Raw genomic sequence first — 25,167 nt, 5'->3', positions numbered from 1 at the left:
GGCGTGGGTAGTCAGCGCGGCTGGTTGCAGAGCAGTTGCTGCCGCCCCACCGATCAGCCCGGCACCCAGAACCGCTGCGACCGTCAGCAGGCCAAATCGAACTGTTCGCTTCATCATGACAACCCACACGTCCACGCGCTCATGAATGCCCTCATCGTTATGTATTGCTTCTGCGGCTTAGAAAGAACGAGCCAGGTGTTTGAGTACACCTGAAACCGGGCGCCGTCTAGGCCGACGTTGTAGTACGAACCGTTCTCGTTTGTTACTCCGCTCCAACTCAGGTACTTCCGTGCTTGAGCCCATGACTTCGGCCCGACCACGCCATCCGCGGTCAGTCCATTGGCCTGCTGCATCCGGGTAGTAGCGCCGCGGGTGTTCTGCCCGAACCCGCAATCCACCCGACCTGGGGCAAAGCCCTTGGCCGCAAGTATGAACTGGAATCCTCCGACATTGGATCCGTATTTCATCCATGTGGTGCCCAGCCAGCACTCATCGTCGCCCCACGATCCCCTGACGGTGTCGGAGCAAGAGCTTGAGTTCGGGATGTTGGCCGATGCCGCTTGTGGAACGCCTAGCACCAGGCCTCCAACGGCAGCTGCGCCCAGAACCATTGCCAGGGTCTGACGTCTCCATTTCGAGATACCTCTTCTGCGCAAAGGAGCCTCCAGATCCAATCCCCAGATTTCAACCTGGAATGCATGTGTGATAACGGATATTCCTGACCGATAGGTAAGAACTACCACATGCGCTGACGCTGCGTCCAGCAACTGTCTGTGACAGTTTGGTTGGGTACCACCGTGACGGTCTGATCTGGACCCACCTTGGTGGTTGTCGGTGTGTTGTGACGGTCTGATTCGGGACCACTTGGACGGTTGTTTCAGATTTTGATGTCAGGGGCGCCGGGAGGATCGGAACGTCCGGATCTGCCCTGCAGGCCTTGCCACGAACGTGCGCGATGTCAGCCGCAGATGTCGAACGTATCTGGCAGGGTGCGATCCATGAGATGCTCACCCACTCCCGCAGCTTCGGGCTCGTGCGCACGAGCCCGATCGAGCAGAACAATGAGCGGCAGCATGGTGTGCTGATCGCGGCTGGCGTCGCCCGCGAGCACATCATTGCCGAGCGGGGTGTCTCCGGTCGGGCTGCGCGTCGTGCGGGGCGTGACGGGCTGCTCGATCTGGCCAGGCCCGAAGACGCAACAAAGTCAATGAGCTCAGTCGCCTGGGAAGGCGGACCCGTGAAGTGTTCGAGCACGTCTCGGACCGGTCCGGCAGCGTGGCCACCGTGCAGTGCATCTCCTCCCTCTGTCCTCACGCTCGACGAGAGCCGCTCAGTAACCTACTGGTCGCGGTGATGGCCGCGATCAGCGAACTCGAGGTCGAGACTCTTTGTGGTCGTCGTCGCCGACGCGCAGCCGCAATACGCAGGCCTGCACGACGCAATGGAGCAGCGTTCTGGGGTGCGCAGCCCAGCCGGTCCGCTTCGGATCCGCGTTCGTCAAGGTCGTCGACGCTGAAAAGCGCCGCTACGCGTGTTCTTCGGCGAGCAGCCCACACGCATCGCCCCCCACATTTACAGCAGCGCCTGACCGAGTGGGCTCCCGAGTTGGTCGCGCACATTCTGCGAATCCTCGACTCGTATGGCGAACAGTTCGGCACTATGAAGGTCGGCGCCGAGAGCGCGAATCCCTCCGTTCTCTTGCGACACGCGCTGTCGCCTGAGAATGCGTCTACCTCCGCTATGGGCGTTGCCCCTCGCGAGCGCTCGGTGCCCCGCCATGCGATCGCGGTGGCGTAGTCGCCGTCCACTTTAGGGGCACTGCTCTGCTCCGGGTGCCTAGGTGCCTGAGATTTTTGGCGGCCCCGTGTCCTAGATCCCATGTGTTTAGAGACAGTTCGGATATGAGACAGTTTGACGCCGCGGATCGTCCGTACACGGATCCGCTCGTGCGACAGGCGGTGATTCGCAACCGGTGCTGCGGTCGCGTCAGAACTCTTCGTTGAGGACCTTGTCTGAGCCCTTCACTGCGTATGCGTCGAGGTTCGGGTCTGCGAGGATTCTCTGCGCTGAGACCTCGGAGCAGCCGACGATAAGGCTTCGCGCGTAGATGTCGTGGCCGAGGAGCCAGCGAAGATCCGAGGGCCACCAGTACATCGGCACGCGGCCAGTCGCGGTGGTCGGCAGGAGCGGAGAGTCGTCCTCATCGACCAGGTTGCCTGTGTAGAGCACCATTTCACGGTGATATGGGGAGAATTCGACGGTTGGTTCTTGTATCTCCGTGGCGTACCCGGCCCATGAGGCGAAGTAGTGCGTGCTCCGATCCGGTTGCAGTGCTTCGATGAGGTGCCGAACGAGACTGATTGGCGGGTTTCCCATTTCGGGTTCCCTCCAGAAATCAATTTGGTTGCTGGCTTTGAATTCGGGCCACTGCATCCAGGCGTGAGGCTTGAACCCGTTTCTGCTCACGGTCTCGGTCCAGGAAATGGTGGACCCGTCTCTGAGTTCAATCGGGTTGAGAATGCGAACGTACGATTCGTAGCCGGGTGGGATCACCGATGTGACCCTGTCTCCCCGCGGGTCGAGCAAGTTGGCGACGGCCTCAGCGGGACGTATGTCGACTTCGTGACGCAATGGGGGCATGTACGGAGACTACGCAGACAGGCGCGTCCGAAGGGCGGTCGCCCAGCGGACATTCCCGCACGGTCACTGGTATCTACAGGTCGAGGTGCCGGAGGGTGTCGCGTATGCCCCGCCCGTTGAAGATTCGCGCTCAGGTACCTCTTACGCAACACCAGCTCGCCGCTGCCGGCTGTCTCGAATCCCTATGTGTTTAGAGACAGTTCGGTTATGAGACAGTGTGACGCAGCAGATCGCGCGCAAGTCGATCGGTCAGCGTGCAGCAAGCTGTGGCGTGATCGCTTCAAGTTCGGTGGCCGCACGGGGCGAGGGAGGGGAGGGTCACGGCGTCGATCAGTCCGAGGATCGCGGCGAGCTGCGTCACGACGCGATAGCCGCCGCAGCGAGCCATGAGGTCCCAGAGCGGAGCGAACCGGGCTTCGAGGCCGTCCACAGTTGAGCGCCCGCCGCGTTGGGCCGCACGTGTGAGGTCGCGCAAGGTGCCCTCCATGGTGATCAACATCCGAGAGAATACCGCAGCTCGTGACGACGTGGTCGAAGATCTCGACTACACAGGGGCCCCTGTCGTAGTCCTTTCAGACCAGGACCACTGGAGCGGCTTTCAACCCGACCAGATCGACCGACTTGTCAAACGGCTCGCCTGAAACCCAGCGATGGGCCCCCGCCGGCAGAATGTCTGGCGGGGGCCCATCGTGTGACGCTGGGCGAGGTTTTGGTGGTCAGGCGAGTTCGCGTTGCTCTGCGCCGAACAGCGTGGTGCCGCTTCCCTGGCGGGCTGAGCGGATGGTGAGCCAGAGGAGGACACCGCCGGCAGTTGCGGCGACGATTCCCGCGAGTAGGCCGAGGTAGAGCGGAATTGCGCCGACGAACCCGGCGGCGAATCCGACGGTGAGGGCCCAGTCTTTGGACATCCCACCGCGCTGGAAGCTCGGCGCGGCTGCTACGGCGACGGCGATACCGATGAAGGCGGCGCTGAGAGCACCGACCGCCCATAGGCTTCCGACGCTCGGAATGATTCCGGTGCCGTCGCGAAGGATGGCGATGTTCATGGTCGTGAGGAGTGCCAGGGCAGCGAACGCGGAGGCGAGTGCAGGAACAACGGTCTGGACGCTCCACCGTCCGTCGTGGGAGGCGCGGAGGCTCCATAGGGAGAGGCTTAGCAGGAGCGGGCCGGCGAAGAGCCACAAGGGGTTGCCGATGGCGTTGTTGCCTCCGAGCGCGAGAATGTACCCGACCACGATGGCGGCGGTCCCGAGTGCAGCGGTGATGATGGGAAGGGTATGGCGGGTGCGCTCGAAGAGTCCCGCCGCGCGCATGGCCGCTTGATCCTCGGGGCTGAGTTTGGCTGCGTCGCCGGCTTCCTCGGCGCGGTCCATGTGCAGGCCGATGAGTGCGTCCCCGTGCTGCTGACGCCAGCGCCGCGGGTACCACCGCAGCATTCGTTCGACATCCTGCTCGAGAGTGGTCATGCGGTGGCCGCCTTCCCGGTTGCGTTTCGGAGTCGCTCGTGCGCGAGGCGCGCCTGCGACTCCAGCTGGTCCGCGCGTGCTTCCAAGGTCTGCGCTCCCGTAGGGGAGAGGACGTAGTAGCGGCGGGTGCGGCTCTGGACGACTTCCTCACCGTCGGGGGTGATCCACCCCTTGCTGACCATGACCTCTAGCGCCGCGTACGCGGTGGCGACAGGCAAGGACTTCTCGAGCTGCTCCTCTGCGTCGCGCAGCAGACCGTAGCCGTGGCGGCGGCCTGCTGCCAGCGAGGACAGGACCGCGAACTGCAGATCAGTGACGCTCATGCGCTCATGGTAGCAGTTCTATATTCTATCCAATTGGAATATATGGAGAAGCGGAGCTTTGGTTGATTAGAGTGATGCTGAGTTCTCGCCGAGAGTCGGCGAGTAGGGCAGATGGGGGTTGGTTTGTGATGATGAGACGACTGCGTGTTGGAGTGGTCGCTACGGCCGTTGGGGGTCTTCTTCTGGCGTCGTTGGGGGCGACGGCTGCCGCTGCAAGCGAAGACGACGGCGACGTTCTGGCCGCATTGGCGGTGACGGCTCAGACTGACGAGGCGCCTGATGTCCTCTCTGACAACGCGGACCCGGCCTCAGTGGGGGTGACCGTCCCGGGTAACTCCGCGGACCCTGTGGTGATCGATTCTGGTGCGGTCGAGATCGGGGTGACTCTTCCTGGCACGGCAGCCGATGCAGTCACAGTCGGAGGGGGCCTCGTTGGCTTTGATGGCGGGGACGGGTCGACGGCAGTGCCGGTGGTGAAGGACGACGGTTCGGTGCAGTTGATCTCCGTCATCGACGGCGCGTCGAGTCCGACGGAGTACCGCTATGAGCTGGATCTGCCCGCCGGTGCCACGCTCGAATCCGTCGACGATGGTGGCGTGGCAGTGACCGCCGCCGATGGCAGCGTTCTTTACGCGATCCTCGCTCCGTGGGCGGTGGATGCCAACGGTGCTGCGGTGACCACCACCTACACGGTCGACGGCAACGACCTCGTCCAGCATGTCGCTCACGATGCATCAAACGCCTACCCAGTTGTGGCAGACCCGTGGCTAGGCGGCACGTGGACAGAGTCGTGGGCTTGGTACACCGGTATCACGCGCATTGCGATGACGCCGACACTTTTTGCCAAGGCTGCATGCCCCGGCAACGTTGTTTGCGCGGCGGCTTGGCAGGGAGCGGCGCAAACAGAGCTTGCGAACGCCCAGGTGAACTCGACGAATAAGGCGAAGATCAACAAGTCCACTACCCGCAACCAGATCGGCTGCCACATGGTCGGCGGGGCGCTCAAGTCCCCGTGGAACCTGGAGACGAGCGCTGCCGACAAGGGGCTGGCCGGGTTCATCGCCTCCGCCTGCAACTAATGACTGGGGTGCTCATCGCCTGACGATCTGAGAGGCCCCACCGGCGAACCCGGTGGGGCCTCTTGTGCGCCCAGGCCCGGTTGAGATTGAACGAGGCTCGGCGTTCTTCGGGACGCCGACTTGCTATGCGGCGAGTATGAGTCGCGCCGTGGTGTCCGTCGCCGGTGAGAGGAACACCGGCCCGGCGAGCGACCACGAAAGCCGCAGACCGGCCCCGGCCACGGACAGCACTGCTCGGGCGCGCAGCGTGGGCAAAATCCATCGCCCTGCGATGAGTACGAGCACGGCCAAAGTGTCCAGTGCGCCGACCAAGTTGATGAATATCGCAACCACCAATATCGTCTCTCCGCCAGTCAAACAAGCGATATTGCCATCTGATGCAAAGGCATGACAATCGAATCGGTGACAATTAGCTTGCCCACCTGTTGGGTTCCAGAGTCGGTTGCCCTCAGAGTCATGCCGCGGACTCGAAGCTTACGTCTTCACCTTCGGAATCCATCTGAGTCGGCCTCCAATGCGCGTTGACGCTTGTGGTCGCCGTGTAACGCTTCCTACATCTACGGACATTTCAGAGTATGAATGGCGAACTAGACGACGAGTCAGCGCTGTGGGCGCTCTCGCGCAAAGGCGATGAGGGGTCGTTCGCCCGATTGTTCGATTTGCACCGGAACCGGGTCTACCGCCACACCGTGTGGCACCTCGGCACACGCGAAGACGCGGAGGATGCTACCGCGGGGGCATTTCTTGAGCTGTGGCGGCTTCGAAACCGTGTGGTCCTCGTCGACGGGTCCGTGCTGCCGTGGTTGCTGGTGACGGCGACTAACGTCGCACGGAACCTTGGCCGCTCTCGCCGCCGGTACCGCGCGGTGCTGGATCGGCTCCCGCGGGAAGCCCCCACAGTCGACGAGGTGGAGGCGCTCTCCGTCGCACGCCTTGACGCGCAACGGAGACTATCGACCGTAGTCCCATCGCTGCGGGCGCTGTCGTCGTCCGATCATGCACTCCTGATGCTCACCGCCGTCGAAGGCATGCCCGTCGCGACTGCCGCGACTGCGGTTGGCTTGACACCCGGCGCGGCGAGGACGCGATTGCACCGCATCAAGTCCCGTCTCCGTGACCAGCTCGGATCGATTCCTTTGGAGGTGCCCGATGAGCTCCGCTCTTGAACTCAACTCTGCGTTCGGTGCCGCTCTCCGCGGCGAGCTCGTCGACTTCGTGCGGCTACCGCCGCGGCGCAGCCGACGGTGGAAGCTTACTGCCGCGACGTTCACGGGTGTCTTGATTCTCTCGGGCGTTGGTGTCGCGACTGCCGCAATCCTTGGACTGCCCGGTGCGCCGGTTGTGGTCGCGCTGAGCGAGGAGATGACCTTCACGGGAACCGGGCCCGCTGACACGCAACTTGGGGCTGTTCCGGACAACACAACAGACCTGGCAGTCGAGTTCAAGTGCACTACGCCCGGGGCGTTCACTATCGCAGACATAGCGATCACCTGCGATGGCAGCGATATTCAGTCTGCCACCACCTTCGACCTTCCGATCGCGGCCGTGCCAGGCGGTCGCCTCACCGTTCAAGTCAACCCACCGGACGGTGGGTGGGAGTTGCGCGCGGCGTACGTCAACAAGAACACGAGCCCGTGGGCGACCAATGAGAACGGCGACACCTACGGGGCCATCAACGATTTGGGGGCTCCGGACCTCGTTGCAGTGGAAGCGACCAATGGGAAGAACGGCTATGCGTACGCAACCGACATCGCCTACGCGGACGGTGACCCGAACGCACACGGCTTTGATTCCCCGGCGGACGCGCTCGAGTGGCAGAAGGAGATGCGCGGAACGACAGTGACTATTCCCGTATTCGAGTCGGACGGCACTACTCAGATCGGTGGTTTCGATATCACCCGGTAAAAATCTCCCATGGTGTCAACGCCTCTCGCAAACCCTTCAGCGAAAGGTTTGCTTTTGGTGAATAAAAGCCTGATCAGACCTGCAAAACGTCCCTTGCGGAACTTTCGATTCCGCTGCTACCGTCCGGTGACGGGCAAATTCGTCCTCACAGATCAGCGGAAGAGGAAACGATGGAATCAGCAGTTTCACCTCAATCAGCAGCTCGGCGCCGATTGGTGCTGGTAGCACTCATCATGGCGATGTTCGGCTTCGCCACCGCGTACGCTCCCGTTGCGGCCAACGCGGGCACAGCCTCCAGTAGCTACGGCTACTACACCGACGGTGGAGTGAGCTACCGAAACCAGGCCACGATCAGCACCTCAGCCGGAAAAGCTGTCGCCGGCACAACTGTCTGGGCCACAAGCGGCTCAGTGCCCGGCGGCTGGATCGGTCTCCGCGCACGCCTGTTCAGTGGGTCAACTCTCATTCAGGAGGGCGGGACGCAATACAACGGCGGGTCGGCGACTTCCATCGGGACCGGAACGACCAGGTACTCATCAGGCACTTGGAAAAGCTATGGGGTTACCTATGGCTGGAACGGATCCGGGTACAACGCGCACTATACCTTTCAAAGCCCCAACCAGACCTCTTAGGAGCAGATCATGACGCGAATCAGCAAAATCATCCTCGCTGTCGGCGTCGCGCTCGGTGCACTCACCGTCGGATCGGTCGGGGGTGCAGCGGTCGCGCAGACCAGCGGAATACTCGCCCCGTGGGGAGTCACCACCGAAGATGGCGACGAGCAGACGATGCCGAAGCCGGACTACAACACAAACCATGCCGGGCAGACTTACGGGTCCGCTGCACTCGCACCGACCCCCGAACTCGAACCTGACCTGATTGAGGCGATGGCCACGAACGGCAAAATCGGCTACGTCATAAAGTCGGAGCTCGATATCGCTACCGGCGCAGCTGCGGTAGCCACGTTCAAGTCGCCGGAGGAAGCGCTCGCATGGCAAGAAGCACGGAGCGCGGAGCCGATCCCGGTCACTGTCTACGAGCAGGACGGGAGAACGGTCGTGGGGACATTTCTCGTAGACGGGCGTAAATAGCAAGGAGGCTTGCCTCCGGCGGCCGACTCGCGGTCGCCGGCGGCAAGCTCTCCTCTCTCCTGACACAGCAGAGCGGGACTGGTCAAAGTGCAGCAAGTTGGTCGGCATCGGAAACGCAGAGACTGACGCTGAAATCAAGGGATAAGTTCGCTCGATCCGCCCCGCGCAATACTGCGCCAACCTCACCGAAGAGCAGCGGACGCAGCTCGCCTACGACCTGGCGCACACCTCGATGTCCGACGTCGTCGACACTTCTGTCGAAGTCCTCAACACTCATGAGCGTCGGCCGATGTCACATGGCGGGGCAATTGTCCCGTATCCCATGGGTTTCGAGACGCTTGGGTTGCGAGACAGTTTGACGCGGCGAATCGTCCCTGCGCGGATCGGTCAGTGAGATGGCCCTGTGATCGAATAGCGACGCTCGATTGACGCCGTCATCCGGCCCCACTCGCTGCTTGCGACACGCTCTTAACGCGCCCGGAAAATGCACGGCCTATCGGGAGTCTTTGGCGAGGTCGACGTAAGCGGTCGAGACGAGCTGGGACGACTCGATGCCGAGAGTCGCCATGATTGACTGCGCCTCACTAGTTGCACCGTCGATGTCTGCAGGGTCGTCGATCGCCACTTCTAGTTCGATGAAGTCACCAAGGTCTTCGACGCGATCCAAATGGATGCGGGTTCGACCGGCGATAAACGCAACGCGGTGCTTACGAACTCGGCCAGCCGCCGCATAGGGGCAGCGTCCGTGGGTGGGCATGGTGCGCGTGAACACTGCGATCACGCCGGTATGAGTGAGTGCGGTCAACTATCATTGCCACGTGAATGAAAAGGCTGAGTGGGATTCCCGGGTTGAGGCGTTCTGGGAGACTTTCGATGACAGCAAGCCTCAGGACATGCTGGCCGGCATGCGAGCGCTCGTTGAAGAGCGCCCCGAGGGAGACGCACGAGCGCTGGCCGAGTGGGGCGGCGTTCATGATGCGCTCGATCTCAGCGCCCAAGCTGTCGAACCATATCGCCGTGCGCTGGACGCTGGTTTGGGGCTTGAGGAACAACACCAGGTCACGCTTCAACTCGCGAGCACGCTGCGAAACCTCGGCTTCGTCGACGAGTCGATCGGCCTGCTCGAGCAGCTCGATGCTCCCGAGCTCGGTGATGCACCTGCCGCATTCCTTGCTCTTGCGCTTCACATCGCGGGTCGGCCCAACGACGCGTTGCGGACCGCGCTGACAGCCCTTGCCCCGCATCTGCCGATGTACGGTCGCGCTGCTAGCGACTACGCCGCGGAACTGGCGCCCGACGTATAGTCCGAGGCTGTCGACGATCCGCTTGCGCGCGTGAAACACCGGCGCAGGAAGCTGAGGATAGAGTGCGGTCATGGTCCTTGTTCTCGTTACCGGCGCGGCACGCGCCAACAGCATCGCCGCCGGCGTAGTCCCACGCCTGATCGCCGACGGATGGGAAGTCGTGACCAGCGACCTCCACGCCGGAGACTACCCATGCGATCTATCAACTTCTGAGGGCCCATCCGAACTCATCAAACGGGTAACCGAAGAGCGTGGCAAACTGAGCGGCCTCGTACTCAGCCACGCCCATGACGTCGAGTCAGGCATCCTCGACACGACGGCAGCGAGCTTCGATGCCCACGTCGCAGTGAACGCCCGAGCATCCCTCCTCCTGATCGCCGCCTTCGCACGACAGGCCTCACAGAGCGGCGGAGCCATCGTGGCATTCACGAGCGATCACACAACCGGCAACCTGCCCTACGGCGCCTCCAAGGGTGCACTCGACCGGATCGTCATCTCCGCCGCGCGGGAGCTTGGACCGATCGGCATTTCCGCGAATGTGGTCAACCCCGGGCCGATCGATACGGGATGGATGGATGATGACCTGCGCGACGGCATGACTTCCCATCACCCGCTCGGCAGGATCGGCACTCCCAAAGACATTGCCGCGGTGACATCGTTCCTTCTCTCGGAGGAGGGCCGATGGGTCTCAGGCCAGCTACTCAAAACGGACGGCGGTTTCTCCGCCAGATACTGACGCCGAGTGTTCTGAGCCTGCGATGAGGGATCCCTCGGTGATCGGACTTCAAAGTTTCCGTGACCAACCAGGTCAGGTCGATCGGTTGAGTGACAGGGAGGTCGATGTCAGTGGGGTCTGGCTCATGCATCCCGTTGCCCCGCCTCCCTGTTTGACTCGATCGTCGCTCGAATCGCCCCCCTCGCCACTACCAGCCGTGAGTGCGAGGTAGACGGCTTCCTCACGTTGGAACTGTGTGCCTCGCACCCCGTCTGTTTCCCGCTTGACCCGCCCGGTTCGGATTCGCTCACCCTGCGTTACACGCGACTGAGCGTCTCGAAACCCTAGAGTTTCAGGACTTTCCAGAATCGACTGAGCAACCGCGGCGCCTCCAGCGACTTTCTACGTGATCGTGAGTCCCGTAACTATGTGTCACAAGCTAGTGCTTGGATTCGAGTACTCACCATTAGTTATGGGACACCAAGGCAGCACGTATCGGGAAGCTGATTGATACGCGCGAGTAGCAACGCGTCCGCAGTCGACGGACCGGCAAGAAGCAGACCTGCTCGTGGCCGGGGTCGGGCGCGATGACCTTTGAATGGTTCCCATAACTCCGCAGAGTCGGCGCCGCCTCGCAGATACACGATCTCAGCACACGAAATGCGAGGAGACGTCCGCGTAGTCCGCTCCGCAAGACGCTCTTGCGTCAGACGCGCGAGAGTGCGGCGATGATCGTAAGAACGGCGTCGTCGTCACCGCCGTGCTCAAGCCATTGACGAGGAGACTTCCCTGCGAGTTCGGCAACAGGCGTCGTCATCATGTGTTGGATATCTAAGGCGTGAAAGTCGGCGGGGAAGGCGGCGAGAATCGAGCGCAGTTGAGGAAGAACTCTGTTGTCGTCGGTGAGCTGCCAGGCGGGGTACGCGGGGTGATGATTGAGTGTTCCGGCGGTCATTAACTCGCCGCGTGTGCGAAGATTCTTGACCGTAGCGGTGTCTATGCCGAGGCGGTCTGCGACCTGTCGCCTGCTGAGTAGCGTCGAAGTCAACTCGGTCGTGATCGACATTTCAGATTTCGCCTCGTACCGGGCGTTATCGATGGCGGCCTGCTTGCTGAACACGCTGGCCGCTATTCCTGATGCCTGTGTGAACGCGTACTCAGATTCGGTGAGGACCACAGTTTCCGGGCGTGGTATGAGTTCCATGATGGCGTCGAGGGCGTTGGTGGTGACTTGTCGAGGCACCCCATCTTTCAACAGGGGCTCCTCGGCTTGAGCGTTGATGTCATGCTCAGATTCGTCGTCAGGAGCGCTCACGAGACTCAAGTTATCGCGAAGGTGCGGCGCCGCCCAGGGTTCGTCGTTGAGTCGGTGGATGTGCCCGAGCGACTCTAGGTGGATTCGTCGATCGGAGCGACGGTTGATAGCGGTCGGAGTGTAAGAAATTGGTTCTGTTCGCTCAATCGATGATGCCTACGTTCGTGGCGTTGGGTGCGCAGTTTGGCTGAAAGATTGTTGGTTTGACGCAAGCTCCTCCCTGGTTGCTGCCATCGGTCGCATGCGGCGGAACCAGCGAGGTTCCGGCGCTCGCGCTGGATTGGTAGGTGGAGACCGGCGGCAAGCGGAAAACTAGCGAGGAGGAACGACTGCGGTGAGCGATCCACTACACCAACGAGTAGTGGCGGTCGATCTTGACGGGGTGCTGCGCCTTCCAACTCCCAATGGTCCCGAGGAGCAGGACGACTTGTGTGCCGTGGAGCTAACAATGCGCAGGCAGGGATACCCCACATATCTGCACCGCGAACCGGAGTGGGACGAGAACGAACAGTGGACGACGACCCACTGGCTATCCAACAGCGGTGGAGCGTGGTTGCGGGATTTGCTGGCGCGCGGCATTGATGTCGTATGGGCAACGACGTGGCAGCACGCCGCGAATGAGCATTTCGCCGTTCCGCTCGGGTTGCCCGAACTGCCAATCGCGGTATCTGGCGAGGGGAGCCGGTTGCTCGGCTCATCCTCATGGAAGTCAATTCAGCTTTCCAGGCAGTTCGATCATCGACCGTTGCTGTGGGTGGATGACAACCCTGTACCCTCGCCGTCGCTGGCGCTTCCTGCTCTTCGTTTGCGGAGCGATCGAGTGTTGACGCGGTTTCACTGGATCAGGAACTGGGATATCGGAATCACTGAGCATGACGTCCGTGACATGAACGAGTGGCTTGAATTGACTCGCACCGGGCACGGACATGAGGAATTGCGGGAGCGGCGACGACGAGAGCGCGACCGGAGTCGTGCGACCTTCCGTCGAAGTAGGTGGGGGAATGAAGCTGAGTACCAACGTTGGCGCGCCATCCACGGGCGCCTCGAAATCGCGCTCGGTGTCAACCAATCGCTACCGCATGTGCTCGCCTGGTACGCCTTCGACCACCCGAATGGCCTTGACCCAGTTGAGGTTACTGAACTGGTCGTGGAGTGGGGCAATGCGGAAACCCCGCTCGCGGCCGAACTCATTCGAATCATTCGCTGTGGAAATGCCATGGGCGCGTAGACCTCTACAGCGGGTTGTCGTGGTCGGTGCGGCCTGCTCAGGATGCGGCAGCGACGACGGTGCGGTTATCCGGTAGTACAAGACTGCTCGGCGGAGCGTGGTCGAAACCTTGCTCACTTTTCGCATCGGAATCACCACAGCGTTGCACCGTGACGATTTTTGAGGGCAGCCGCGTACATACAGATCATGACAAACAACACTGTTCCTACTGCCCTGACAATCATTCACGCCGACCCCACAGTCGCTTCGGCGGCGTTCGCGAATACGCCCCCAACCCCACACCCGCTTACCCGCCGCACGGTACGGAATCGAACTTTTCTCGGCGCCGCGTACATCTCAGATATGACTAACAACACTGTTCCCACCTGCCCATCACCCATCCACGCCATCACATGGCTCCGACGCATCCCCACTGCCGAACTCAACGCCTCGGCCGTCGCTTGCCCGAAGCGCAACCACCTGCCGCAAAGAATTCTCCGTGATCCTTCACTGGATTCCACAGCCCGACGTATTTGCCTACTGGGCGTGTCTCGACAGTTCGTGATGGTTGCTCCCACGGTCCGTTCGAAATGCCGTGTACTGGCCGAGATGCCGAGCAAAGCCGTGGCTCCAATCCGCCCGCTTGGGCACGTGGCGGCATGTTCGAACTTGGCGACCTTGAAGGCGAAGCAGCAGCAACTGCTACGCTGCCCCGCATTGCCCCACAGAGACTCCGATGGCGTCCGCTCGGTGGAGCGGCTGGTGGCTGCGCACCGAGTTATGCGAGCGGTCGTGCGCCCTCAAAGTTAGCGACCAAAGGCTGCTCAACGGTGTCTATCCGAAGATGCGCTCTCCCACGCTAAAGGCAGCGTGGGAGAGGACCGTTACTCACAACAGGTACTACCAACAGCCCACAAAAGACTCGGGTAGGAATCAAATTCCTGCCCGGGTTCTTTCTGTTCTAGGGGCAATGCGACCGCAAGAGTGACCGCTGGATTCTGAGAACCCACTTAAAGCTGCTAGCTGGGGTGGCTCCGCGGTTGGCATGCGAGTCGATTGACCTCGCACCCTCCACGCCCGGCTATGGTGTAGTTCCTGCAAGCCCGAAGAACCGTTCAAAGAAGTTGCTCAACTTCTCGATGACACGCTGCTTCTTGTCGCCGTGGCCACCGTCGGCAGCGAACCGCGACACCGGGGGGGGGGGGGGGGGGGAGAGAGCTTTGGTGATCGCCGTGCCAGTTGTGCGGAGCGCGCAATCTCGAAAAACCGACGCGACAAAAGCACGCGCGGCCTCACCACGCAGTCGCTCTTCAGCGATGATCGATTCCAGCTCGGCCTAGCGCGCAGCCGCGATGAACTTCTGCCACTCTTCGTCAACGGAACCGTCGACAGATACAGAATCAACAAACGCCTCGATGAGGTCTTTCTTGTTCCGCAGGTTCGGGCCGGCGTCAACGGCACGGGAGATCTCAGCATGCACTTCTTCGTCTTCGCCATCGCCGTGCTGGCTGCGGTAGTTCTCAACGAGCATCAGGATGTAGTCGACGTTGATCTCGATCTGTTTGACGAGCTCCCTTTCAAACACGACGTCGTCGTTGATGAGTTCCTTGTCCGCGGCGGAGTCGGGGCGGAACTCGGCGTAGAGGTTGAGGTAGATGCTGCGGTAGTCGTGTTGCTGCCGATCTGTGAGCTTCTCGTGCCCAGCGAGATCGTCGAACGAGGTCAGGTTGTTCTCAAGCCGCAGAACCTGGCCGAACAGTTGAATGAACTCTTTCTGCGCCGCAGTACGGATGGTGTGGGACCGCTGTGTTGAGCGGCGCGTCGAGGCTTCTCACTGTTTCCAGGTCGCGGCAGCGTGGCGTGCTTCAACGACGACTGCGTCGATGTCCCCGGTTAGCAGCGCGTCGAGGCGGCTACGTTCCCTTTCCCGCGGGCGCACTCCGAGCCATTGCGCCCACGTCCAGGGGCTATCCACCCCAGCGCGTAGCTCAATGAGAACTGATCGGAGCCCCGGCACGAGTGCACCGTCAACGACCTGCCATGCGGGGAATACCGCGACCCGGTCAGAGGTGTTGAGCTGGAGTGCACGTAGGTCTTTCACCGCGTCCGCGAGTGCCGCGGGCTCTAACCCGAGTTCTCTTTCCATGGACCGCCGGCTGTAACACGGGCCGACTATCGTCGCCCAGGGGTTTGGCTGCGATCTTGCGCCATTCTCAGGCTCGTCAGCGCCGAGTGCGGTGGTCACGCGCCCCTCAACCAAAGTCGATGCCGACTTGCGCAGGCGTCACCTGATGTGGGTCGGATCGGCACGCGAAGCTGGCACGCTCCGACGCCCTGATTCGAGACTGTAGCCGCTCTCATTGAGTTCGGTCGGGTCATTTTTCTTGGCATCTCCGCCTATATCGTGACAACGAGCTATGTGGTCGTGAGAGTAGTTGGTTGACTTTCGCCATTGCCCATTCCCGCCAAGGCGCGTTTCACGGATGCTGTGCACTGGGCGGGCTGGCGGATGATCCCCGACGGTCACATGATCGGCCTAAGCCCCAGCACGCGCCGAACGCCTCCCGGCCTTCGGTCGGTTTACTCCGCCCGCGCCCGGGGCTCCACGGTGCCGCACTGTGACCATCCGCGCGCCTCTCCTGGCTGCTCTTGACGCTTTGCCGACATCCGACTCGTCGTCCTGCGTGCTTACAACACTCAAGATATCGCGCGCGCGGAGCCTGGCCCAGGTTTCGTCGTTGAGTCGGTCATTGTGAAGCCCATTGCTGATGGCCACGCGGTCATTTCGCCGGTCTGCCGAGGCTTCACTACCAAGCCGGGGCGAACGGCGAGAAGGATCCGGCTCGATGAGGTGCAGTGGGGGAACGCCGCCAACAATGCCGGATCTAAGCGTTCGTTCGTAGCAACGGAGGCGCGGACATTGAGGACGGAGTCCGCTGACAGCAGCGTGAGTGCCTTGGCGGGCGCGCTGGTATTGCCGGGCACGGCGTTGCGCACGAGGTCGTCGGTGCTCCGGGAGTGACGGAGCAGCGTGCCAGGACTGGCGCGCTGGTCTCCGGCCACGATGCGTCAACATTCGGCTCACGACAGTTCTAGGTCGGGATCCACTCTGTGACCTCGGAGGGGCCCCCGACCCCGCCGGGCGTGCAGAGTTCGGGCGCTTCCGGAGACGAACCGACTTCCCTGGGCATCGAAGAAGTGCGTTCCAGGAAGTGAGCGAATGAGCGGTTCGCCGTCACGTTCTCGACGCCCGAGATCGGGATACAGCAGTCGCATCTCGGCAGTTGCCGTGGTGAACAACGTCGATCCGGTTCTCGCCATCCAACGCTCAAGATGGTCCCGACGTATAAAGAGCACGTCTGGACCACAATGCTCTCGAACGCCGAAGTTGGCCGCGACGACACCGTGGCCGGCAGCGGACCACAGAAAGTCGTCGAACCGTCGAAGACCGAGGGCTCTTGCAAAGGCAGTTGACAGAACTAGGCCACGGACGTGCCGATTCTTGGACGCGTCCCAGTCGCTGCCCGTTCCGCCATATCTTGTTGACGGCATCTCAAACGGGACAGGAATGGAACTTCGATCGTGTTCGTCGAGTGGGCCAAGCGTTGGCCAGCGGCTCCCTAGCGGATGCTCACCGCGCGATGAGGGCTCCGCGCGTACGGGCTTCATTCCGGTCGTTGCCAGTTGATTGCGCGCGGCACGGAGGAGTGGCCCGTCGGTCCGACTCGACCGCTCCAGTCCCGAGTTGCTAGCACCCGTGCCCCGATCAGCGAGCATCACGCGACGATTCGACGAGCCTCACTTGCCGAATACGTTCGAGATCGCTTCTCGATGCGCTCGACGCGATTCGGCGAACGATCGAAGTCGTCGCCGAGAACGAGAACTCCGCGCTTATGGCCTCGGCCCGCGCTTTGAACAGTGGCTCGATCGGCTCGTCGGTCCTCCGGGTCACCGAAGGACTAGATTGCTGAACTGGTAGGCACGTCAGCCGCACCGGAACGGCCGTGTCGTGGGCTGCCGCTACGATCAGGGTGAAGTCATGAATCGGCTACCGCCGGTCCCCGAGTGGGGAAATCTAACAAAGGAGTTGCCATGGCAGAACCGCGTGCATTTATCAGTTTTGATTTCGATCACAACGAAGAGTCGCGGCGACTCTTTGCCGGGCAGGGCAAAGAGAATTCGCCCACGCCTTTCATCATCCAGGATTGGTCGTCTAAGTCCGCGCTGGAGGAGGACGAATGGGAGGAGAAGATCGCGGCCAAGATCTCTGCCTGCAACATGGTGATCGTGCTCGTCGGCCGATCGATGGGCAGCGCCTACGGAGTGGCGGCGGAGATCGCCATGGCGAAGGACAAGAACGTGCCAGTGTTTGGCGTGTACGTCGACAACGCGACGACGAGCAGCACACTTCCTTCCGGCCTGGCACGTAACCGTGTGATCTCGTGGACGTGGGCTGGCGTCGCCGCCGCGATCAACCAGATGATGGGCGAAGGCAAGAATGCCTAATAGGCGTCGTGCCCTAGTCATCGGAATCGACGACTACCCCGGTTCGCCGCTCTTCGGCTGTGTCAACGACGCGAAAGCGATTGCCGCGCTTCTTGAGGCGCATCATGATGGTTCGCCGAACTTCGAGGTAGTCCTTCGGACCTCTGATGTCGACTCGATCACTCGTGGGAGCCTTCGCGAGGATATCCAGCGACTGTTCGTGCCGCGTGACGCCGACGTCGCGCTCTTCTATTTCGCCGGCCATGGGACAGAAAATGATCTTGGCGGCTACATCATGACGCCCGACTTCGCGTCCGGGGACGAAGGCGTCAATCTGTCGGAGATCCTGAGTCGAGCCAACGCTTCTCCCGCCAAGGAGAGCGTGATCATTCTCGACTCGTGCATGAGTGGCGCGCTCGGGGCTTCACCGTCGGCGAATAACAATGCTGCGGCGGTGAGCGAGGGCGTCTCGATTCTTACTGCGGCGCGAGCCGGGCAGGCCGCCGCCGAAATCAATGGCAACGGCATGTTCACTGAGCTGGTGTGTGCAGCACTCGACGGCGGCGCGGCTGACGTTCTGGGGAACGTGTCGGCGCCGGCCATTTACACGTACGTCGAGGAAGCGCTCGGCGCATGGGACCAGAGGCCTCTCTTCAAAGCTCATCTCGGACAAGTCGAGTCACTCCGCAAGGCATTACCTGCGGTTTCCGTAGAAACACTGAGGCAGCTGCCGTCATGGTTCCCGGCGCCCGACCACGTGTTCCCCCTTGACCCTGAGTACGAAGACACCGAGCTGGGCCACGACCCGGCCAAGGTGGCAATCTTCAAGAAGCTCCAGAAGTGTCGTGACGCCAAGCTGATCGAAGCGGTGGATGAAGACTTCCTCTACTTCGCCGCCATGAACAGCACGGGCTGCAGCCTCACCCTGCTGGGTCAGCGCTACCGAAAGCTAGCTGCGGAGCGACGGATCTGATGGCGGGCGCGGAACGCATCGGCTTCACCGGGCACCAAGGGCTCACACCAGACACGGAGGTTCGCGTCCGTGGAGAACTCGACGCGGCAATCTCCTCCGCGTCGGGTTTGATCGGGCTGTCGTCGCTCGCGGAGGGCGCGGACCAGATCTTTGCGGAGCTCGTGCTCGAACACGGGGGGGAGCTGCAGGTTGTCGTTCCCGCGCTCGACTACGAGTCGACATTCGACGATGTGGGGCTCGCGAACTATCGACGACTCCTTTCCATGGCGGCTGCGGTCACTTGCCTCGACCACCAAGAGTCCAACGAACAGGCTTACTGGGCTGCCGGACAATACGTCGTCGAACATTCGGATCGAGTGATCGCAGTCTGGAACGGCCAACCGGCCGTAGGACTCGGAGGAACGGCTGACGTAGTGCGACACGCCGAAGAGCTCGGACGGATCGTGACGATCGTCTGGCCGCCGGGATCAGCGCGAAAGTAGGGGGTTGGCGACTTGACGGTTCGACCCAACAGGCTCTCAACGAGTCGCACCCATGCCGGCTGACGTCCCATCGATACGTCGACTTCATGCACGCCAGGCAGCAGCCGCAGGAGCGCCCACACCGCATCGTCCAAATGTTGTGACTGCGGCGCCCCGAGACGAGAGCCAAGAAACCGAATGTCGCAGCCCGGCTCTTCTGACACGCCCGACAGGAGTCGCACCCGCGACTTGGTGCTCTGTCGACGGTCGGCCGCGCGCGCAAGCAGGTCCCTACACGGGCAAATTTATTCGACTTGAGCTTTTTTCGGGCCGGGGTGCCAGCCGTCCGGTGAACTCCACTCTGCCTGGGCGCGGGTCGTGGTGAGCTCGTCGCTGCCGATCGTGGCGTCATCGCTCGTAGACGACACGAAAGTGTTCACCGCGGTTGCCACCGCTTCGCTCGATAATTCCCTGATCATCGATGCCGAATCGTGGACGACTCGCTCAGTCACCAGGGACGTAGTGTGTGTTCAAATGCCCAAAAGTTGATATCCGAGGACGTGGCTCTCTGCATAAAGTGAGCTGCGGAGATGCCAGTTGTCACCCCAGGAACGTGAGGCAGGCACTGATCCGAAACGAAGGAGAGGGCATTGAATATTGGGTATGGAGAGTCCATCTCGCGTGATGCGCAGCGGGCATGGATGAAGTCACTGCGACCGAGGACCGCGCATATCGAATTTACCTTCAATAACGGGGACGACGGTCACCCCCTGATCGCACAGCTGGCGCATCTGGAATCGATGAGGACTGTGGTGTTGGGCCGGGGAACGGCTACGAGCGGAAGCGTCCGACCGCAGTCAAACGGCGGTTCGCCTACGACCGCGACATCATTCAGGTGATCGACGGTCTCGGCGGCTTCTTCCCCGATGCGGCGAGCACTGCGCCGTGGACAGGTCTGGGAGACGTTGATGTCGTATTCCTCGACAAGCACGGCAAAGTACTTGGTGCGACAGTGACGCACGAGGGGATGATCATCACGCCGGTTGATAGCGGAATCCTTGATCACCGCAAGTGACGTTGTTGCTTGAAGCGACGTGTTTCCATGTCGAATCAACGCGCTCAACTGCTAGGTGTCGCTCGGGGAGATCGAGCGCTTCCCTTCCGCATGCTCAAGTTCGAATAGGCAGATGGCCGGGCGATGACCGCTACGCCGTCGCCCGCAAGCCGGTCCTGTTCTGTTCGGTAATCAGCCGCGGGCAAGCGGTTCAATGGCGTCAGCGAGCTCACTGATTGGTGCGCGCCCGGCGAACGTGTGCGTCGCGCCCGCGCCCAGCAGCAGCTCAACAGTCAGCACATAACCGCGGATCTCATTCTGATCCTGTGGCGAGCTCCCATACGGGTTGTCCGTCCGTCGAGCGACACGATCGAGGAGAACGTCGACGGATGCGGTGAGGAGCACGACAGCCGAGAACCGATCGTAGAAGCGAGTCTGGATCTCGACAGTGCCCACCACGAACACGGAGGATTCCGCGGCCAGCAGCGCCGCCATTCGGGGCTCGTCCCATCTTCCGTCGGATAGCACCCAACCGTCGTAATCGCTGTTCAGGGTTCGGCATCCGCGACGTTCGAGCTCGGCGAGCACCGTCGACTTACCAGCACGTGATATGCCGGTGATCAGGACGTGCGCCACAGGCGAAAGGATAGTCAACGCCGCCAGCCCACCCAGCAAGCGCGGCCCGCATGGCCGGTCGATGAGCGTGCGTATGACGGGTCCCTGGGTGAGTTTGGCGCCGCCGGCGCGCGGTGCTGGCGTCGCGAGGTCGCCCGAATAGCAGGCGCGCGCCGGTGCTCGGTAGGCGAGCGCTATTTGACGTGTAGTCGCGGGAACACTGCAGGAAAATCTCCCGCGTCTGGCAGGAAAGGCGACTAGCGGGAGGTGCCGTGATCCGCACCACAACAGGTTCTGCCAACAGCCCACAGAACGGGCTGTTGGCAAGACTGTCCGAGAAGGTCGGAAATCAGAGAAGGGCTCCTGCGAATCGCAGGAGCCCTTCTCTTTTCACTGGTTTGGCTCGCGTGGGATCATTTCTCATGCCGTCCAGACTCGAGAGCCTCCCTGCCGCACCGAGCCGTGAACCAGACCTCGATGACGACTTCAGCGCGGGCCTGAGCTCGCAACGGTGGGTTGCGAGCTATTTGCCGCAGTGGACGACCCCAGAGCGGTCGCGCGCGCACTACGACATCGTTGCTGACGGAATTGAGTTGCGGATCGACTCTGACCAGCTCGATTGGCGCATAGAAGATGCTCCGTTGCGCGTTTCGAACCTGCAGACCGGTGTCTATTCAGGGCCGGTCGGTTCCGCGCTCGGTACGCATCGCCACCGCGGCGATCTCGCCGTTCGCACCCAGACGCCACAACGTCTCCTGTTCGCACCCTCACGCGGGCGAGATGAGATCACGCTGTCTGCGAGCCGGGACCCGAACTGCATGGCCGCTGCATGGCTGGTCGGAACCGAACATCGTTCCCCGACAGAATCCGGCGAGATCTGCATCTTCGAGATCGACGCCGAAGCCATCGGAGAGGCCACCGTGGCCCGCACCGGAGTCAAAGCGCACCACGATCCGCACCTGACCACCGACATGATCGAAGTCAGCGTCCCTGTGGACGCATCCTCACCCCACACCTGGACGGTGATCTGGGGTGAGGGCGAGACCGTGATCGGATGCCAAGGCCGCCAGCTGCGGAAGATTGCTCAGGCTCCTGACTATCCGCTCTTTCTCATGATCGATCTCTTCGAGATCGGACCCCGCGAAGGCGGCTACCCCAAGTCCGCGACGATCCACAACGTGCGCGCATGGCGATGAAGCGATGAAGCAATGAAGCGATTCAGCAACAGGCTTGAGCTCGCAGAAGTCTGGCGCGTCGTCGCTACTCACTCTGCTCAGGGTGCGCGGCTAGAAGGTGTTCTGCAGTTCGCAGACGATGTCTGCGTCGATTGCCGTGCCGTCTTCAAAGGTTCCCGCAAAGCGCACTTCGACGATGTCGCGACTGCCGTCTGCGGTTCGCGGACTCTGTTCTGTCATCGTGGTGATTTCGCCCTGTGCGGTGTTGCCCACGCCGGCTGCACCCACAAGGTCGCGGAATCTAAAGCTCTCTTCATTGAGCGCGATGTAGTTCATAGAGGTGTCTTCGTGCAGGCCGGTGTTGTCGACGGCAATGATCGCGACGATGTCGCCGTCGTTGAGATCGCCCACGTCTTCGGTACCGTGACCTCGACTAATTTCGCAGTCGCCGGTGAAGTCCGGAAACTCGACACCGCCGATGTAGAGAGTGGCGTTTCCGACGTCGTCAGAGGTGTAACTGCCAGCCGCGGGCGCCGCTTCTTCGTCGTCGTCAGCAGCGCTCTCTTCTGATGACGTGGAGTCATCCGTCGTGGTGTCGTCTGCGACCGAGGTTGCCGTGTCAGAGCCGGCGGTGTCGTCGTCAGCAGTCGTCGAGCATGCCGCGAGCGTCGCGCTGAGCGCGAGAGCAACAACCGTGACCAGGGTTGTGCGAGCCCAGGTAGGGGAAATAAAGACGAAGGACGGATGCGGCATGGTCATACGTTCAAGGTTGCCTACGGGGTGAGCGCTTCGGCAATACGCCTTTCGGCGTACACGCGCGGGTAATGTGTCACAGCATGGGCCTGAGCGATTCCGATGCGCAAGCGGTTCTGCGCGTCGCAGGGAGGCTCACGCAACACCCACCTTTAGAGTTCGCGGAGGTTCTCGAGGCTCTACGCGAGTTGATTGACTGCGACAGCGCTTCCTTCAACGACATGGTGATGGCAACACGTGACTTTCGGTACGAGATGGCACCGGAGAGCGAGGTCGCGATCGCGGTGCGCCTCAAGCCTCAGTACGACAAGTACTTTCATCAGCATCCACTCAACAAAGCCGCTCAATCTACGCCGGGGCTTGGAGCAATCCGACTCTGCGACGTCGAGGGCGGCGAGAGCTTCACAGACACTGACCTATTCCGGCATTTCTACGCTCCATTCGATGTGCGCTTTCAGCTGGTGGTCGAGCTTCCCTCGCCGCCGGATGTTGTCGTCGCCTATGCGCTCAATCGCAGCGCGAGATTGGGGGAGTTCAGCGCTCGTGACGTCGCCGTCATGAACGCCCTGAGCGGCCATCTCGCCATGCACCACCGGCTCGCACTCGACGGTGAACGTGCCCGTCTTGTGGATGCCGAGATGGATCGGCACGCGTGGGCCGTAGCCTCGGTGCGTTCAGACGGCATCGTCGAAGCGTCGTCTTCCAGCGTGCTGACGGTAGGAATCCGAGTGCCTGAGAGCCTCGCTTCGATCATCGGTGAATCGGATCTGGCGTCCGGCGAGGAGTCTCGCCACGACCTGACTATCGGCACACAGCGCTGGCAGTGCATCGTGCATCCGGTACGGCTTGGCCCGACAGTGCTGCTTCTTCGCAGGCAACAAGACGGTGCCACGGACAGTGTCACGCTTATGGAAGCAGGTCTGACCCGTCGCCAAGCCGAGGTTGTGATTGCCCTCGCACGCACGGGAGGATCGAACAGCGAAATTGCCCACGAGCTGGGTATGTCAGCGTCGACCGTAAAGAAGCATCTCGAAGGTATCTTTCGCACGCTTCAGGTCACCAGCCGTGCAGCCGCAGTTCTTCGGCTCCGTGAGCTCACCGAGGCGGGATCTCACCAATCACCGGCGGGCAGCTGACCCGCAGCCCATCGATTAGTCGCGAGCGTCGCCACGCACCGAGTGCTGCTCTCCGCGCGCGGGAGGCGTGTAGCTGCATGTGTCGCCGGGGCACAGCTCAGGCTTGCGGCGAGCAAAGCGTTGTGCCAGGACGCAACCGAGACAGATGCCGAACGCCGTTTCGAGGTAGATCAGTAGCAAGCACATGCCGCAGATCACCTGAGCGATGATTGCTGGCATCCCGAGCCACCCCAGGCTAAGACAGCCCGCGAGCGACATGGCGAGCCCCAAGCTCCAGGCCAGCACCTTCGACTTGGCTTCCACCCATTCAGGCCGCTGCGGGCGCGTGATCAGAGCGCCAAGCACGAGCGTGGGAGTGAACGCTGTTCCGACAAACAAGCGCAACATCATTTCCACTACGAAGAGGATGCCGAACATGCGCATCGGCTGCAGGTCGCCGGTGGCAACACCCCACATCCATGCCGAAAACCCCAGCAGAAAGAGAATTCCCGCTGATGCGCGTACCGCGCGCTCATTGATCACTGGCATGTCGAGGCCGTCAACCCATTGGCCAATGACGGGTCGCTCGCTTCGTTCTGCTGACGTCTCCACGGTCCGATAATACTCCAGGGAGTATCACCCGGATGAGCAAGCGATGCGGGCGGCGCGCGAGCGTGGAGTTGACAAATCAGATACCCCTAGGGGTATAGTGAAGGCTATCCCATTGATACCCCTAGGGGTATAACCAGACGTGAAAAGGAATCTCATGTGCCGAGCTGTCAAATGCCAAACCTGCGGCAAAACCACTTGGGCTGGCTGCGGTCAGCACATCTCGTCGGTCAAGTCGAGCGTGCCGGCATCGCAGTGGTGCAACGGAAAGCACACACCGGCCGAGATTGAGGCCGCGAAAGCTGAGCGCGGCGGTTTCTTCGCGCGAATGTTCGGGCGCTAAGGGCCATCGAAAGGAACGACCTGATGGCAACCACGAATCTCACCCAACATTCGTTCGACGAGGTAGTGAAGAGCGATGACATCGTGTTCATCGACTTCTGGGCCGCATGGTGCGGACCGTGTCGCTCGTTCGCTCCCGTCTACGAACGAGCTTCAGAGCAAAACCCGGATCTCGTTTTCGGCAAGGTCGATACCGAAGCTGAGACGCAACTCGCTTCAGAGTTTCGCATCTCGTCAATTCCAACACTGATGGTCTTCCGGGAGGGCGTCCTGTTGTTCTCGCAGCCGGGTGCGCTCGGTCCCGCACAGCTCGATCAGCTCATTGAGGGCGCACGCGCGCTCGATATGGATGACGTGCGCAAGCAGATCGCTGAGCGCACCTCTCAATCGCCCGATTCATCAGCCACCGTCTAGACCTCAAAGGAGCACCACATGTGCGCACGAGTTACCTGCAACCAATGCGGAAAGCAAACCTGGGCCGGATGTGGCCAGCACGTCGAAGAAGCGCTGCAAGGCGTACCACAGTCTGAGCGCTGCACC

At 61.7% G+C, this 25,167-nt stretch carries 30 protein-coding genes and 1 pseudogene; 18 read left to right on the top strand and 13 right to left on the bottom strand.

What is annotated here, in order from left to right:
- Positions 1-113 precede the first annotated feature (113 nt).
- Complete coding sequence (locus SJY18_RS04250) at positions 114-578, bottom strand: peptidoglycan-binding protein (protein ID WP_396668502.1); 465 nt, start codon at positions 576-578, stop codon at positions 114-116.
- A gap of 377 nt (positions 579-955) precedes the next feature.
- On the opposite strand from SJY18_RS04250, the gene SJY18_RS04245 reads away from it, so the two are divergent.
- The gene (locus tag SJY18_RS04245) at positions 956-1,354 is read left to right on the top strand and encodes a hypothetical protein (protein WP_396668501.1); all 399 of its coding nucleotides are present in this window, start codon (positions 956-958) and stop codon (positions 1,352-1,354) included.
- Positions 1,355-1,605: 251 nt separating this feature from the next.
- A complete protein-coding gene (locus SJY18_RS04240) occupies positions 1,606-1,797 on the top strand; it encodes a hypothetical protein (RefSeq protein WP_396668500.1) in 192 nt (63 codons plus the stop codon).
- Between the two features lie 189 nt (positions 1,798-1,986).
- On the opposite strand, the gene SJY18_RS04235 is transcribed toward SJY18_RS04240, so the two are convergent.
- Positions 1,987-2,640 carry a hypothetical protein gene (locus SJY18_RS04235; protein ID WP_396668499.1) on the bottom strand — a complete coding sequence of 218 codons (654 nt, stop codon included), beginning with the start codon at positions 2,638-2,640 and terminating at the stop codon, positions 1,987-1,989.
- A gap of 280 nt (positions 2,641-2,920) precedes the next feature.
- The gene (locus tag SJY18_RS04230; RefSeq protein WP_337338531.1) at positions 2,921-3,139 is read right to left on the bottom strand and encodes a hypothetical protein; all 219 of its coding nucleotides are present in this window, start codon (positions 3,137-3,139) and stop codon (positions 2,921-2,923) included.
- On the opposite strand from SJY18_RS04230, the gene SJY18_RS04225 reads away from it, so the two are divergent.
- Complete coding sequence (locus SJY18_RS04225) at positions 3,126-3,281, top strand: hypothetical protein (protein ID WP_396668498.1); 156 nt, start codon at positions 3,126-3,128, stop codon at positions 3,279-3,281. The genes SJY18_RS04230 and SJY18_RS04225 overlap by 14 nt on opposite strands.
- Before the next feature lie 75 nt (positions 3,282-3,356).
- Here SJY18_RS04225 and SJY18_RS04220 read toward each other — a convergent pair whose 3' ends face one another.
- Together SJY18_RS04220 and SJY18_RS04215 are read right to left on the bottom strand one after the other, a co-directional pair.
- On the bottom strand, positions 3,357-4,106 hold the full coding sequence (locus tag SJY18_RS04220) for a hypothetical protein (protein WP_396668497.1): 750 nt from the start codon (positions 4,104-4,106) through the stop codon (positions 3,357-3,359).
- Positions 4,103-4,429 carry a PadR family transcriptional regulator gene (locus SJY18_RS04215; RefSeq protein ID WP_396668496.1) on the bottom strand — a complete coding sequence of 109 codons (327 nt, stop codon included), beginning with the start codon at positions 4,427-4,429 and terminating at the stop codon, positions 4,103-4,105. Before SJY18_RS04215 ends, SJY18_RS04220 begins: the two co-directional genes overlap by 4 nt.
- A gap of 131 nt (positions 4,430-4,560) precedes the next feature.
- Between SJY18_RS04215 and SJY18_RS04210 the strand changes: the two genes are divergently transcribed.
- Complete coding sequence (locus SJY18_RS04210; protein WP_396668495.1) at positions 4,561-5,508, top strand: hypothetical protein; 948 nt, start codon at positions 4,561-4,563, stop codon at positions 5,506-5,508.
- A 123-nt stretch (positions 5,509-5,631) separates the two neighbouring features.
- On the opposite strand, the gene SJY18_RS04205 is transcribed toward SJY18_RS04210, so the two are convergent.
- Complete coding sequence (locus SJY18_RS04205; protein WP_396668494.1) at positions 5,632-5,841, bottom strand: hypothetical protein; 210 nt, start codon at positions 5,839-5,841, stop codon at positions 5,632-5,634.
- A gap of 242 nt (positions 5,842-6,083) precedes the next feature.
- Between SJY18_RS04205 and SJY18_RS04200 the strand changes: the two genes are divergently transcribed.
- The 4 genes from SJY18_RS04200 to SJY18_RS04185 all read left to right on the top strand — a co-directional run bounded on the left by SJY18_RS04200 (position 6,084) and on the right by SJY18_RS04185 (position 8,504).
- The gene (locus tag SJY18_RS04200) at positions 6,084-6,674 is read left to right on the top strand and encodes a sigma-70 family RNA polymerase sigma factor (RefSeq protein ID WP_337338533.1); all 591 of its coding nucleotides are present in this window, start codon (positions 6,084-6,086) and stop codon (positions 6,672-6,674) included.
- Positions 6,658-7,413: a hypothetical protein gene (locus tag SJY18_RS04195; protein WP_337338534.1), complete on the top strand. Its 756-nt coding sequence runs from the start codon at positions 6,658-6,660 to the stop codon at positions 7,411-7,413. The genes SJY18_RS04200 and SJY18_RS04195 overlap by 17 nt, the downstream gene beginning before the upstream one ends.
- 170 nt (positions 7,414-7,583) lie before the next feature.
- Entirely contained in the window at positions 7,584-8,045 is a 462-nt protein-coding gene (locus SJY18_RS04190; RefSeq protein WP_337338535.1) for a hypothetical protein, read from the top strand.
- A 9-nt stretch (positions 8,046-8,054) separates the two neighbouring features.
- Positions 8,055-8,504, top strand: coding sequence for a hypothetical protein (locus SJY18_RS04185; protein WP_396668493.1), 450 nt, complete (start codon positions 8,055-8,057; stop codon positions 8,502-8,504).
- A gap of 493 nt (positions 8,505-8,997) precedes the next feature.
- On the opposite strand, the gene SJY18_RS04180 is transcribed toward SJY18_RS04185, so the two are convergent.
- A complete protein-coding gene (locus tag SJY18_RS04180; RefSeq protein ID WP_396668492.1) occupies positions 8,998-9,309 on the bottom strand; it encodes a CYTH domain-containing protein in 312 nt (103 codons plus the stop codon).
- Positions 9,310-9,322: 13 nt separating this feature from the next.
- On the opposite strand from SJY18_RS04180, the gene SJY18_RS04175 reads away from it, so the two are divergent.
- Positions 9,323-9,808 (top strand): tetratricopeptide repeat protein, encoded by a 486-nt coding sequence (locus SJY18_RS04175; protein WP_396668491.1) that lies wholly within the window; start codon positions 9,323-9,325, stop codon positions 9,806-9,808.
- A gap of 70 nt (positions 9,809-9,878) precedes the next feature.
- Positions 9,879-10,544 (top strand): SDR family oxidoreductase, encoded by a 666-nt coding sequence (locus SJY18_RS04170; protein ID WP_363581633.1) that lies wholly within the window; start codon positions 9,879-9,881, stop codon positions 10,542-10,544.
- 685 nt (positions 10,545-11,229) lie between these two features.
- Here SJY18_RS04170 and SJY18_RS04165 read toward each other — a convergent pair.
- The gene (locus tag SJY18_RS04165) at positions 11,230-11,838 is read right to left on the bottom strand and encodes a hypothetical protein (protein WP_396668490.1); all 609 of its coding nucleotides are present in this window, start codon (positions 11,836-11,838) and stop codon (positions 11,230-11,232) included.
- Between the two features lie 448 nt (positions 11,839-12,286).
- Between SJY18_RS04165 and SJY18_RS04160 the strand changes: the two genes are divergently transcribed.
- Positions 12,287-13,066 carry a hypothetical protein gene (locus tag SJY18_RS04160; protein WP_396668489.1) on the top strand — a complete coding sequence of 260 codons (780 nt, stop codon included), beginning with the start codon at positions 12,287-12,289 and terminating at the stop codon, positions 13,064-13,066.
- 1,060 nt (positions 13,067-14,126) lie between these two features.
- Here the strand turns inward: SJY18_RS04160 and SJY18_RS04155 are convergent.
- Positions 14,127-14,789 (bottom strand): annotated as a pseudogene (locus SJY18_RS04155) (hypothetical protein).
- A gap of 2,348 nt (positions 14,790-17,137) precedes the next feature.
- Between SJY18_RS04155 and SJY18_RS04150 the strand changes: the two are divergent.
- The 3 genes from SJY18_RS04150 to SJY18_RS04140 are packed head-to-tail and all read left to right on the top strand — an operon-like array spanning position 17,138 to position 18,985.
- The gene (locus SJY18_RS04150; RefSeq protein WP_396668488.1) at positions 17,138-17,551 is read left to right on the top strand and encodes a TIR domain-containing protein; all 414 of its coding nucleotides are present in this window, start codon (positions 17,138-17,140) and stop codon (positions 17,549-17,551) included.
- On the top strand, positions 17,544-18,503 hold the full coding sequence (locus SJY18_RS04145; RefSeq protein ID WP_396668487.1) for a caspase domain-containing protein: 960 nt from the start codon (positions 17,544-17,546) through the stop codon (positions 18,501-18,503). Before SJY18_RS04150 ends, SJY18_RS04145 begins: the two co-directional genes overlap by 8 nt.
- Positions 18,503-18,985, top strand: a complete 483-nt coding sequence (locus SJY18_RS04140; protein ID WP_396668486.1) for a hypothetical protein — start codon at positions 18,503-18,505, stop codon at positions 18,983-18,985. Before SJY18_RS04145 ends, SJY18_RS04140 begins: the two co-directional genes overlap by 1 nt.
- 284 nt (positions 18,986-19,269) lie before the next feature.
- Here the strand turns inward: SJY18_RS04140 and SJY18_RS04135 are convergent, their stop codons facing one another.
- Positions 19,270-19,443, bottom strand: coding sequence for a hypothetical protein (locus SJY18_RS04135; protein ID WP_396668485.1), 174 nt, complete (start codon positions 19,441-19,443; stop codon positions 19,270-19,272).
- A 416-nt stretch (positions 19,444-19,859) separates the two neighbouring features.
- On the opposite strand from SJY18_RS04135, the gene SJY18_RS04130 reads away from it, so the two are divergent.
- Positions 19,860-20,039, top strand: a complete 180-nt coding sequence (locus SJY18_RS04130; protein WP_396668484.1) for a hypothetical protein — start codon at positions 19,860-19,862, stop codon at positions 20,037-20,039.
- Between the two features lie 171 nt (positions 20,040-20,210).
- On the opposite strand, the gene SJY18_RS04125 is transcribed toward SJY18_RS04130, so the two are convergent.
- Positions 20,211-20,654, bottom strand: a complete 444-nt coding sequence (locus tag SJY18_RS04125; protein ID WP_396668483.1) for an AAA family ATPase — start codon at positions 20,652-20,654, stop codon at positions 20,211-20,213.
- 401 nt (positions 20,655-21,055) lie between these two features.
- Between SJY18_RS04125 and SJY18_RS04120 the strand changes: the two genes are divergently transcribed.
- Positions 21,056-21,829, top strand: a complete 774-nt coding sequence (locus tag SJY18_RS04120) for a hypothetical protein (protein ID WP_396668482.1) — start codon at positions 21,056-21,058, stop codon at positions 21,827-21,829.
- 90 nt (positions 21,830-21,919) lie between these two features.
- Here SJY18_RS04120 and SJY18_RS04115 read toward each other — a convergent pair whose 3' ends face one another.
- Complete coding sequence (locus SJY18_RS04115; RefSeq protein WP_396668481.1) at positions 21,920-22,561, bottom strand: hypothetical protein; 642 nt, start codon at positions 22,559-22,561, stop codon at positions 21,920-21,922.
- Positions 22,562-22,788: 227 nt separating this feature from the next.
- Between SJY18_RS04115 and SJY18_RS04110 the strand changes: the two genes are divergently transcribed.
- Positions 22,789-23,697 carry a response regulator transcription factor gene (locus tag SJY18_RS04110; RefSeq protein WP_396668480.1) on the top strand — a complete coding sequence of 303 codons (909 nt, stop codon included), beginning with the start codon at positions 22,789-22,791 and terminating at the stop codon, positions 23,695-23,697.
- 15 nt (positions 23,698-23,712) lie between these two features.
- Here the strand turns inward: SJY18_RS04110 and SJY18_RS04105 are convergent, their stop codons facing one another.
- Positions 23,713-24,288, bottom strand: coding sequence for a DUF4395 domain-containing protein (locus SJY18_RS04105; RefSeq protein ID WP_396668479.1), 576 nt, complete (start codon positions 24,286-24,288; stop codon positions 23,713-23,715).
- A 363-nt stretch (positions 24,289-24,651) separates the two neighbouring features.
- On the opposite strand from SJY18_RS04105, the gene trxA reads away from it, so the two are divergent.
- Entirely contained in the window at positions 24,652-25,041 is a 390-nt protein-coding gene (gene trxA / locus SJY18_RS04100; RefSeq protein ID WP_396668478.1) for a thioredoxin, read from the top strand.
- Positions 25,042-25,167: the final 126 nt, after the last annotated feature.

The organism is Microbacterium sp. R86528, assembly GCF_044596335.1.
Lineage (GTDB): Bacteria > Actinomycetota > Actinomycetes > Actinomycetales > Microbacteriaceae > Microbacterium > Microbacterium marmarense.
This window is presented reverse-complemented; position numbering and strand designations above follow the sequence as displayed.